The sequence below is a fragment of the Sphaerimonospora mesophila genome (genome assembly GCF_001417795.1).
Classification (GTDB): domain Bacteria; phylum Actinomycetota; class Actinomycetes; order Streptosporangiales; family Streptosporangiaceae; genus Sphaerimonospora; species Sphaerimonospora mesophila.
Window position 1 is genome coordinate 136,521 of the sequence record NZ_BCBX01000048.1, and the last position, 10,235, is coordinate 146,755.

10 protein-coding genes are annotated in these 10,235 nt (G+C 70.4%); 8 read left to right on the plus strand and 2 right to left on the minus strand.

The window, feature by feature from the left end; translation table 11 throughout:
- Positions 1 to 451 precede the first annotated feature (451 nt).
- From AP234_RS28755 to AP234_RS28770, 4 genes are all read left to right on the plus strand, one after another.
- The gene (locus AP234_RS28755; protein WP_055482879.1) at positions 452 to 853 is read left to right on the plus strand and encodes a cobalamin B12-binding domain-containing protein; all 402 of its coding nucleotides are present in this window, start codon (positions 452 to 454) and stop codon (positions 851 to 853) included.
- Between the two features lie 326 nt (positions 854 to 1,179).
- On the plus strand, positions 1,180 to 2,361 hold the full coding sequence (gene sucC, locus AP234_RS28760) for an ADP-forming succinate--CoA ligase subunit beta (RefSeq protein ID WP_055482880.1): 1,182 nt from the start codon (positions 1,180 to 1,182) through the stop codon (positions 2,359 to 2,361).
- Complete coding sequence (gene sucD, locus AP234_RS28765) at positions 2,361 to 3,236, plus strand: succinate--CoA ligase subunit alpha (RefSeq protein ID WP_055482881.1); 876 nt, start codon at positions 2,361 to 2,363, stop codon at positions 3,234 to 3,236. Before sucC ends, sucD begins: the two co-directional genes overlap by 1 nt.
- An 88-nt stretch (positions 3,237 to 3,324) precedes the next feature.
- Entirely contained in the window at positions 3,325 to 5,058 is a 1,734-nt protein-coding gene (locus tag AP234_RS28770; protein ID WP_055482882.1) for a cell division protein PerM, read from the plus strand.
- Positions 5,059 to 5,314: 256 nt separating this feature from the next.
- Here the strand turns inward: AP234_RS28770 and AP234_RS28775 are convergent, their stop codons facing one another.
- On the minus strand, positions 5,315 to 5,719 hold the full coding sequence (locus AP234_RS28775; RefSeq protein WP_063843120.1) for a hypothetical protein: 405 nt from the start codon (positions 5,717 to 5,719) through the stop codon (positions 5,315 to 5,317).
- A gap of 190 nt (positions 5,720 to 5,909) precedes the next feature.
- Between AP234_RS28775 and purN the strand changes: the two genes are divergently transcribed.
- From purN to AP234_RS28790, 4 genes are all read left to right on the plus strand, one after another.
- On the plus strand, positions 5,910 to 6,593 hold the full coding sequence (gene purN, locus AP234_RS28780) for a phosphoribosylglycinamide formyltransferase (protein WP_055482903.1): 684 nt from the start codon (positions 5,910 to 5,912) through the stop codon (positions 6,591 to 6,593).
- Complete coding sequence (gene purH, locus AP234_RS28785) at positions 6,590 to 8,137, plus strand: bifunctional phosphoribosylaminoimidazolecarboxamide formyltransferase/IMP cyclohydrolase (protein ID WP_152990664.1); 1,548 nt, start codon at positions 6,590 to 6,592, stop codon at positions 8,135 to 8,137. Before purN ends, purH begins: the two co-directional genes overlap by 4 nt.
- A 142-nt stretch (positions 8,138 to 8,279) precedes the next feature.
- The gene (locus tag AP234_RS37700) at positions 8,280 to 8,447 is read left to right on the plus strand and encodes a hypothetical protein (RefSeq protein ID WP_162842221.1); all 168 of its coding nucleotides are present in this window, start codon (positions 8,280 to 8,282) and stop codon (positions 8,445 to 8,447) included.
- A gap of 56 nt (positions 8,448 to 8,503) precedes the next feature.
- Positions 8,504 to 9,349 (plus strand): bifunctional methylenetetrahydrofolate dehydrogenase/methenyltetrahydrofolate cyclohydrolase, encoded by an 846-nt coding sequence (locus AP234_RS28790; RefSeq protein ID WP_055482885.1) that lies wholly within the window; start codon positions 8,504 to 8,506, stop codon positions 9,347 to 9,349.
- A gap of 36 nt (positions 9,350 to 9,385) precedes the next feature.
- Here the strand turns inward: AP234_RS28790 and AP234_RS28795 are convergent, their stop codons facing one another.
- Complete coding sequence (locus AP234_RS28795) at positions 9,386 to 10,039, minus strand: FHA domain-containing protein (RefSeq protein ID WP_055482886.1); 654 nt, start codon at positions 10,037 to 10,039, stop codon at positions 9,386 to 9,388.
- Positions 10,040 to 10,235: the final 196 nt, after the last annotated feature.

Consider the following 10,235-nt stretch of genomic DNA (forward strand, 5'->3'; position numbering starts at 1 on the left):
TTCCTCCCGTAATACACCCCATCTATCGGGGGTGACCGGGACATTCTGGCGGGTAATGATCACAGTAAAGTCACAAAGGTTGGGATTTGCTGTGGATTTACCGTGGATTATCTGATGCCTTTTGGTTATCATTTCGCGCACGAATATTTTTGCTTGAAAGGAAATTTTGAGCGACGCGTGACCGCCGCCGGGTGTTCGTCCACCCGACGGGTGGAGGATGCGCGGTCGCCGCGCGCCGTACCGGCCGGTTGGAGAGGACGCTCTGTTCGCGCGGGCCGTACGGAATATGTCGCCGGAGGGGTGGCGGGTCCGGCCGACGGGTCGAGGAGGAGGTGGCGCGCACGTCGCCGATCCGCGGGACGTGACGGTGCCGCGGGGGGGCGTGAAGGGGGCGCGGGCGGGAATCAGCCTGCGGGCAGCGGAGGATGGACGAGGCGGGGGAGGGGTCCCCATGGCGGGCAGAATCCGGGTCGTCGTCGCCAAGCCCGGACTGGACGGGCACGATCGCGGCGTGAAGATCGTGGCGAGGGCGCTGCGCGACGCGGGCATGGAGGTCGTCTACACCGGGCTGCACCAGACGCCCGAGCAGATCGTGCGGACCGCGATCCAGGAGGACGCGGCGGCCATCGGGCTGTCGATTCTGTCCGGGGCCCACATGACGCTCTTCGCCCGGGTGCTCGAGATCCTCCGCGAGCAGGATGCCGGCGACATCGTGGTGTTCGGCGGCGGGATCATTCCGGAGGCCGACATCCCCGAACTGCGACGTTTGGGGGTGGCCAGGATCTTCACACCCGGCGCCTCGACGCGGGAGATCGTCGAGTGGGTCCGCGCCGCAGTGCCCGCGACCGTCTAGTGCCGCGACTGCCAAGGTTTGCCCGGACGGCGCGGTGTCCAGGGCGGTGCATCGCAAGGCGGAGGAGGAGCTGAGTAGCGGAGCTAAGAGCGACGACGACAACGCGGCGAGGTGCTGCCCTGGGCGACGCGACGGGGCAAAGGTTGGCGGGAGGGGCACTAGTGCCAGCATCATCGGACATGTCCCAACATTGTGCAGATCAACGGCGCGGTTTCGCATGGACCCGATGACGAAGCCACCGCCGGACGGAGGCTAGGCTTCATGGGCGGAAAATGCCGGGCGGAACGACGGTGCCCGGCCATCGACGTCAAAGGGGACGGACCCTCGTGGACCTGTTCGAACATCAAGCGAAGGAACTCTTCGCGGAATACGGCATCCCGGTGCCGCGCGGAATCGTCGCGCAGACCGCGGCGGAGGCGCGTGCGGCCGCTGAGCAGCTGACCGGCCGCGTTGTGGTCAAGGCGCAGGTCAAGACCGGTGGACGCGGTAAGGCCGGCGGTGTGAAGGTGGCCGACGACGCGGCCGACGCGCATGCGAAGGCGACTCAGATCCTCGGCATGGACATCAAGGGCCACACGGTCCACAAGGTTCTGGTCGAGGAGGCCAGCCAGATCGCGGAGGAATACTACTTTTCCTTCCTTCTCGACCGGGCCAACCGCACGTTCCTCGCCATCTGCTCGGCGTCCGGCGGAATGGACATCGAAGAGGTGGCGCACACCGCGCCGGAGAAGGTCGCCAAGGTGCCGGTCAGCCCGCTCACCGGCGTCGACCGGGCCACGGCCCGGGAGATCGCCCAGGCCGGCGGCCTGCCCGAGAAGGCGCTGGACGGCGCAGCCGACCTCATCGAGAAACTCTGGGCCGTGTTCCTCGACGAGGACGCCTCGCTCGTCGAGGTCAACCCGATGATCCTCGCGGCCGACGGCCAGGTGAAGGCCCTCGACGGCAAGGTCACCCTCGACGACAACGCGAGCTTCCGCCAGCCCGAGCACGTGCAGTACGTCGACAAGGCGGCCGAGGACCCGCTCGAGGCGCGGGCCAAGGAGAAGCACCTCAACTACGTCAAGCTCGACGGCACGGTCGGCATCATCGGCAACGGCGCCGGCCTGGTCATGTCCACGCTCGACGTGGTCGCCTACGCGGGTGAGGCGTTCCCCGGCCGGCCGAGGCCGGCCAACTTCCTCGACATCGGCGGCGGCGCCTCGGCCGAGGTCATGGCGAACGGCCTGGAGATCATCCTGTCCGACCCGTCGGTGAAGTCGGTCTTCGTCAACGTCTTCGGCGGCATCACCGCCTGCGACGCGGTCGCCAACGGCATCGTCGCGGCCTTCAACCTGCTCGAGAGCCGAGGCGAGGCGGTGACGCACCCGCTGGTCGTCCGGCTGGACGGAAACAACGCCGAACTCGGGCGGCAGATCCTGGCCGACGCCGCGCTCCCGCGCGTCGAGCTGGTCGACACGATGGACGAAGCGGCCAAGCGTGCCGCCGAGCTTGCCACGGTAGGTGCGTAATGGCCATCTGGCTCACGGAGAACAGCAAGATCATCGTTCAGGGCATGACCGGCTCGGAGGGCACCAAGCACACCCGCCGCATGCTCGCCGCCGGCGCCAGGGTCGTCGGAGGCGTGAACGCCCGCAAGGCCGGCATCGTGCACGAGGGCCTGCCCGTCTTCGGCACGGTCAAGGAGGCCGTGGAGCAGACCGGCGCCGACGTGTCCGTCGTCTTCGTGCCGCCGGCCGCCACCAAGGCCGCCGTCAAGGAGGCCATCGACGCCGAGATTCCGCTCTGCGTGGTCATCACCGAGGGCGTGCCGGTCCACGACACGACCGAGTTCTGGGCGTACGCGGTCGCCAAGGGCGGCAAGACCCGCATCATCGGGCCCAACTGCCCCGGCATCGCCTCGCCCGGCGCGTCCAACGCGGGCATCATCCCGGCCGACATCACCACGCCCGGTCGCGTCGGCCTGGTCTCGAAGTCCGGCACGCTGACCTACCAGCTCATGTACGAGCTGCGGGACATCGGCTTCTCCACCTGCGTCGGCATCGGCGGCGACCCCGTCATCGGCACCACGCACATCGACGCCCTCCAGGCGTTCCAGGACGACCCGAACACCGACGCGATCGTGATGATCGGCGAGATCGGCGGCGACGCCGAGGAGCGGGCCGCCGCCTACATCGAGGAGCACGTGACCAAGCCGGTCGTGGCCTACGTCGCCGGGTTCACCGCCCCGGAGGGCAAGACCATGGGGCACGCGGGCGCGATCGTCTCGGGCTCCAGTGGTACGGCCCAGGCCAAGAAGGAGGCGCTGGAGAAGGTCGGCGTCCGTGTCGGCCGGACTCCCAGCGAGACCGCCCGCCTCATGCGCGAGGTCATGCGGTCGAGCTGAGCCGGTCGGCGGAGAGCGACGGTGTCGGGGACAGCCGGGCGGCGTGGCTCCGCGGATTCGCGGGGTTCTGCTGGGATCATGGGGTAGCGTGACGGCCCTTTTCGACCAGCTTCGGACCGCCCCCCGCGCCGTCCTCAACCGCCTCGGGGACGATGAGGAGACCCGTCGCCCGCTGCCGGTCTCCGGTATGCTCGCCGCCGTCTGGACGCTCGGCGTCGGCCTTGCCGTACTGACCACGCTCACGCTCATCGGCTGGATGGCCGCACCGCGCGGCGCCTTCGGCGAGGGACTGCCCGGGGTGTTCCGTGCGGCCTGCCAGCTCTGGCTCGCCGCCCACCACGCGGGGTTCGCCATTCCCGGCGGCCGGATCGGCCTGCTGCCGCTCGGACTGATGATCCTGCCCGGCGCGCTGCTCTACCGCGCCGGTCTGTGGATGGCCCGGGACGCCGACCTGCGGCTGCGCATGCCCGCCCGGCTGCCCAAGGGCACGCCCCGCGATGTCGAGAACGCCCGCAGGCGCGCGCAGCTCGTGCTCGTCGCGCAGGCCGGCATCTCGCTGGCCGCGCCGTACGCCCTGCTGGCGGGCGTCATCGCCCTGGTCGCGCGCAACGAGGTGACCCAGCCGTTCCTGGGGGAGGCACTCGTCAGCCACTTCGCGCTGGCGTTCCTCACCGGATCGGTGGCCACCGCGCGCACGATCGGCCCGTGGCGGTCGATGCTGCGCCTGCTGCCCGAGCGGCCACGCTCGCTCGTGGCCGGTACGGCCGTCGCGCTGACGTTGCAGCTCGCCGCCGCCGCCGTGCTGGTGGTCGTGGCGATCGTGATGAACTTCGGGGAGATCCACGCCCGCTCCGAAATGCTCAGTCCGGGGTTCGTCGGCGGCCTGCTGCTGCTTCTTCTCGAGGGCCTCTACCTGTTCAACGCCGTGATCTGGGGTCTGGCGTACATCGCCGGGCCGGGTTTCGCCATCGGCACCGGGACACTGATCGCACCGACCGGGGTGAAGCTGAGCGTCGTCCCCACGCTGCCGCTGCTCGGGGCGCTGCCCACGCCGGGTACGGCTCCCGCCTGGGTGATGGCCGTGATCGCGGTGCCGTTCGCGGCGGGTGCGGTCGCGGGCGTCGTGATGGCCCGTGTCGCGCCGACACCGATGATCGAGGCCGCGCCGCTGTGGGGTTTCGTCTGCGGTCTGTCGACCGGCGCGATGGCGGGGGTGCTCGCGGCGCTGTCGGGCGGCCCGCTGGGCGGGGGGCGGCTGTCGGCCGTCGGTCCCTCCCCCTGGGAGGTGGCGCTGTCGGTCACGCTGGAGGTCGGCGTCGCCGCGGGCATCTCGGCCGGGCTCGCCAACTGGTGGCTGATCTCGCGCCGTCCGGTCGCCGCGCCGGAGCCGGTACGGAAGGCCGGGGCGGTGATCACCAAGGCGGCCCGCCGCGTCCGGCCGCACGACCGCGGCGCCCGGGTTCTTCCGGGTCACTGGCTGGACGCCACCGAGGCGGACACCCAGCCGATCCCCGTGATCAAGGATGACTGGCCCGACGAGCACGCGGCCGCAGCGGCGGCGACGTTCGGCCGCCGGAGGGACAACCGGAAGGACGGCCGGAAGGACAGCCAGAGGGACGGCCGCAAGGACGGAAGGAAGAACGACAGGAAGGACGACAGGAGGGACGACCGCAGAGATGGCCGTAGGGATGGTCGCAAGGACGACCCCCGAGCAGATCGCGAGGACGACCGCGAGCACGACAGGAAGGGCATCGTCGACGAGTCCGACGACCGCGGCGGCCACGTGATCTACATGGATCCCTACGCCTGGGACCGCGACTGACCCCTCCCCCGTGGACACCGTGTGGAAATCCATCGGGTTCCCCTGAGACGACGGTCGGTGCGTGCTCTCGCCTGCGAGCGGCCAGTTCCAGCAGCTCGTCGACGGCCGGCGACGACGGCGAACGGGAGATCGACCGCCCCACCTGGCCGAGACCGCGCGGCACGGAACGTCGATGTCGAGCGGGAGTTCTACGAGGGGCTGGCCGTACTGCTGCGTGGCCTGGGCGGATGACCGCCGACCAGGCCACGGGACTCGTTCAGGCGGGGGCGGGGAAGTCGGCCGGGAGGGTGACGCCGAGCTTCTTTTCCAGCGACCGCATGAGCTGGTCGGAGCAGTGCTGCTGGGCCTCGACCGTTCCCGCGCCCTTGCGGCACTCGGTGTAGGCGGCGAGCTCGGCGGAGAAGTAGAACTGGAACACGGTCATCATCAGGCCCAGCATGAATGCGATGGACGAGATCACGATGGCGCCGGTCGCCATCCCGATCCGCTGCTTCGCCGCCTGAAGCGCGCGCAGGTCGCGGATGGCCAGTATGACGCCGAAGATCGACAGCGCTAGCCCGGCGGCGGGCAGCATCACCGTGAACACCAGCGCCATGATCGCCAGCGCGAGCGCCCTTCGGCCGCCCGTCTCGGGGGCCGACATCTGGAGGGGTGCTGTCACGTTCTCCTCGCCTCGCCTCGCGTCGTCTGGGGGTGGACCGTCGTGGATCGTGGTGGTCGGCGCCCGATACGCTTTTCGTGCCGGGGCCATCCCGTTCGCCGCGCGGGGACGGTCTCACCGATCGTCTTCCAAGGAACCATCTCACGATGGTCACCTGCAAAACGAAGCCTGCTCACGAAGGAGTTCCGCCCTGTCCTTCCGGCTCGTGGTCCTCGTCTCCGGTTCGGGGACCAATCTACAAGCCCTGCTGGATGCCACGGCCAGTGCCGCGTTCGGCGCGCGTGTGGTCGCCGTCGGCGCGGACCGCCACGGCATCGAAGGCCTGGCCCGGGCCGAACGCGCGGGTGTGCAGACCTTCGTGGAGCAGGTGAGCGACTACGCGAACCGCGATGAATGGGACGCCGCCCTCGCCGCCCGCATCGCCGAGCACAGGCCGGATCTGGTGGTCTCGGCCGGGTTCATGAAGATCCTCGGCCCGCGCGTGCTGGCGGCGTTTCCCGTGGTCAACACCCATCCCGCGCTGCTGCCCGCGTTTCCGGGCGCGCACGCGGTCCGCGACGCCCTCGCCTACGGCGTCCGGCTCACCGGCTGTACGGTCCACCTCGTCGACGCGGGCGTGGACACCGGCCCGGTGATCGCCCAGGAGGCGGTGGCCGTACGGGAGGGTGACGACGAACAGACCCTGCACGAGCGGATCAAGACCGTCGAGCGCGGGCTGCTCGTCGAGGTCGTGGGCCGGATGGCCCGGGAGGGCTGGGCCGTGACCGGCCGCACCGTGCGCATCGGCCGTACGGACGAGTCAGGCGGCGCGGGCCGTACGGGCCCGGAGGAGAGCTTCCAGCAATGTCAGGAACCAGGAGGGACGACGAGGTGACCCGCATCGCCATTAGGCGCGCGCTGATCGCGGTATACGACAAGACAGGGCTGGAGGAACTGGCCCGGGGGCTCGACGCCGCGGGCGTAGAGATCGTCTCGACCGGTGGCACCGCCGCCGCGATCGCGTCCTTCGGCGTCCCGGTGACCAAGGTGGAGTCGCTCACCGGCTTCCCCGAGTGCCTGGACGGGCGGGTCAAGACCCTGCATCCCCGGGTGCACGCCGGTCTGCTCGCCGACGGGGCGAAGGCCTCGCACGTCAAGCAGCTGGAGGAGCTGGAGATCGAGCCGTTCCAGCTCGCGGTGATCAACCTCTATCCGTTCGCGGAGACGGTCGCCTCGGGCGCGTCCGACGCGGAGTGCGTCGAGCAGATCGACATCGGCGGCCCGGCGATGATCCGCGCGGCGGCGAAGAACCACGGCACGGTCGCCGTCGTCGTGGATCCCTCGGCGTACGGCGAGGCGCTCGCGGCGGTGGCCGAGGGCGGGTTCACGCTGACCGAGCGGCGGCGGCTGGCCGCGACGGCCTACGCGCACACGGCCGCCTACGACGTCGCGGTGGCGTCGTGGTTCGCCGGCGTGTACGCCCCCGACGGCGTCGGGGAGTGGCCGGCGTTCATGGGCGCGGCCTGGCGGCGCCGGGCGGTCCTGCGCTACGGCGAGAACCCCCACCAGGGCGCCGCGCTTTACTCCGGACAGCAGGACGGCCTGGCCAACGCCGAACAGCTGCACGGCAAGGAGATGTCCTACAACAACTACGTGGACGCCGACGCGGCGTGGCGCGCGGCGTGGGACTTCGACCGCCCGTGCGTGGCGATCATCAAGCATGCCAACCCCTGCGGCATCGCGGTGGGCGCCGACGTGGCCGAGGCCCACCGCAAGGCCCACGAGTGCGACCCCGTGTCGGCGTACGGCGGCGTGATCGCGGTCAACCGCGAGGTCACCCGCGAGCTCGCCGAGCAGATCGCGCAGATCTTCACGGAGGTGGTCGTCGCGCCGTCGTTCGCGGCCGACGCGCTCGAGGTGCTGCGCGGGAAGAAGAACATCCGGCTGCTCGCCTGCCCGACCGGCCCGGACAACCCGTCGGAGTTCCGCCGGATCGACGGCGGGCTGCTCGTGCAGACGGCCGACCGGGTGGACGCGCCGGGCGACGACCCGGCCACCTGGGAGCTCAAGACGGGCGAGGCGGCCTCGCCCGAGGTGCTGGCCGACCTGGCGTTCGCGTGGCGGGCCTGCCGTTCCGTGAAGTCGAACGCCATCCTGCTGGCGTCGGGCGGCGCCACCGTGGGCGTCGGCATGGGCCAGGTCAACCGGGTCGACTCGGCGCGTCTCGCGGTGGCGCGCGCGGGAGAGCGCGCTGCGGGCTCCGTCGGGGCCTCCGACGCCTACTTCCCCTTCCCCGACGGTCTCCAGGTGCTGGCCGAGGCCGGGGTGAAGGCGATCGTCGAGCCCGGCGGCTCGATCCGGGACGAGGAGGTCGTCGCGGCCGCCGCCGAGGCGGGCATCACGCTCTACTTCACCGGCACCCGCCACTTCTTCCACTGACCGGCTCGGCTCGGTTCGGTTCGGTACGGCTCTCGCCGTACCGAACCGTGGGCAGTTTTTGGGGAAAAAGGGATAAACGGGTCAAGGGGTCGGATACTCTTGGGCGCGGTTTTCCTGCCCCTTCCTCTGCCCTGGAGTCCTCATGCCTCTGCTCGACGTCGTGGCGAACTCTCTGATCCTGATGAACGAGCTGGGGAGCAGCCCGATCGTCCTGATCTTCGTCGCCATCGCCGCCGGCTACTTCGGCTGGCGGGTCGTGGAGTTCATCCCCTTCACCCGCCGCATCATCGAGAGGCGTGAACAGCGCTGACTGAGGCTGACACAGATGGATGCGAGGCGGAACGAGGGCCGTGGGAGGATGGCGGCATGAGCGCGCGGATTCTGGACGGCAAGGCGACGGCGGCCAAGATCAAGGCCGATCTCGCGGATCGGGTCAAGGCGCTGGCGGCCAGGGGCATCGTCCCGGGCCTCGGCACGATCCTGGTGGGCGAGGATCCGGGCAGTCAGATATATGTGGCGGGCAAGCACCGTGACTGCGCCGAGGTCGGCATCGCCTCCATCCGTAAGGACCTGCCGGCCGACGCGAGCCAGGCGGACGTGATGGCCGCCGTCGACGAGCTCAACGCCGACCCGGCCTGCACCGGTTACATCATCCAACTCCCGCTGCCCCGGCAACTGGACACGCAGGCGCTCATCGAGCGGATGGACCCCGGCAAGGATGCCGACGGCCTGCACCCGGTCAACCTCGGCCGCCTCGTGCACATGGTCGACGCGCCGCTGCCGTGTACGCCGCGCGGCATCGTGGCGCTCCTGCAGGAGTACGGCGTGCCGATCAAGGGGGCCGAGGTCGCGGTGATCGGCCGGGGGATCACGGTGGGCCGTCCGCTCGGGCTGCTGCTCACCCGGCGTACCGAGAACGCGACGGTGACCCTCTGCCACACCGGGACCCGTGACCTGGCGGACCACGTCAGGAAGGCCGACATCGTCGTGGCGGCCGCCGGTGTGCCCGGCCTGGTGACCGCGGAGATGGTCAAGCCGGGCGCGGCCGTGCTCGACGTGGGCGTCTCCCGGGTCGACGGGAAGCTCGCCGGCGACGTGGCGCCGGACGTGGCCGATGTGGCGGGATTCGTCGCTCCGAACCCGGGCGGGGTCGGACCGATGACCCGGGCGATGCTGCTCGCCAACGTGGTCGAGGCCGCCGAGCGCGGCTGACCCCGAGATCACGGGTGCGCTCAGGGCACGTTCCAGTCAGCTGGCGCGTCGGCCGGCGGCGGCTCGCTGGTGCTCCGGGTCGACCGGCCCGGTGGCCCGCTGTGGCGGCACGACGGGGGTGGGCCGCACCAGGCCCAGGGCCACGACCTCGTTGGCCAGCCGGGTCCGCCGGTTGCTCCCCTCCGGGATGCGGAACTTCTGGTAAAGCCGCAGCAGGTGCTGCTTGACGGCCGCCTCCGTCACGACCAGGTCGTCGGCGATCTCCCTGGCCGTCGCCGGGGCCACGAAGGCCTCGTCCGACAGGGCGGGCCGGCACAGCGACGTGAGCACGTCGACCTCGCGGCGGGTCAGCTCGGGTGCGGCGGCCCGCCGCAGCTCGACCTCGGGGGCGAGGTCCTCTCTGGGAATCCCGCCGACGCGGGCGCGGGCGGCCCCGAACGAGACGACGTCGCCGTCGTCGAGCACCCTCCGGGCGATCGGCCTGCCGTTCACACGGGTGCCGTTGCGGGACAGACCCAGATCCACGACGTACAGATAGGGTCCGCGACGGACGAATTCGGCGTGCAGCCGCGACACGCTCGGATCGGTCAGCCGGATGTCCACGCCTCGCCCACGACCGACCGTGGTGATGTCGGGGCGCAGCGGTATGATCTCGCCGCTGTCCTCGATCCGAATGAACGGCCCCTCCACGGCAGTTCCTCCCCAGGTAGCCCGCCGTTACTTTCGCTACACGTCCGGCTTACCCACCCGTGGCGGTGGGGAATCTCCTTTACGAGGAGCAGAATCATTCTTGTCGCTGGTCTGGACCAGTCATGGGCGATTTGTCTGCTCACGGGTAGACTTCGGGAGAAGATAAGCGGAGGAAATCCCATGGCGGACAAGCCCA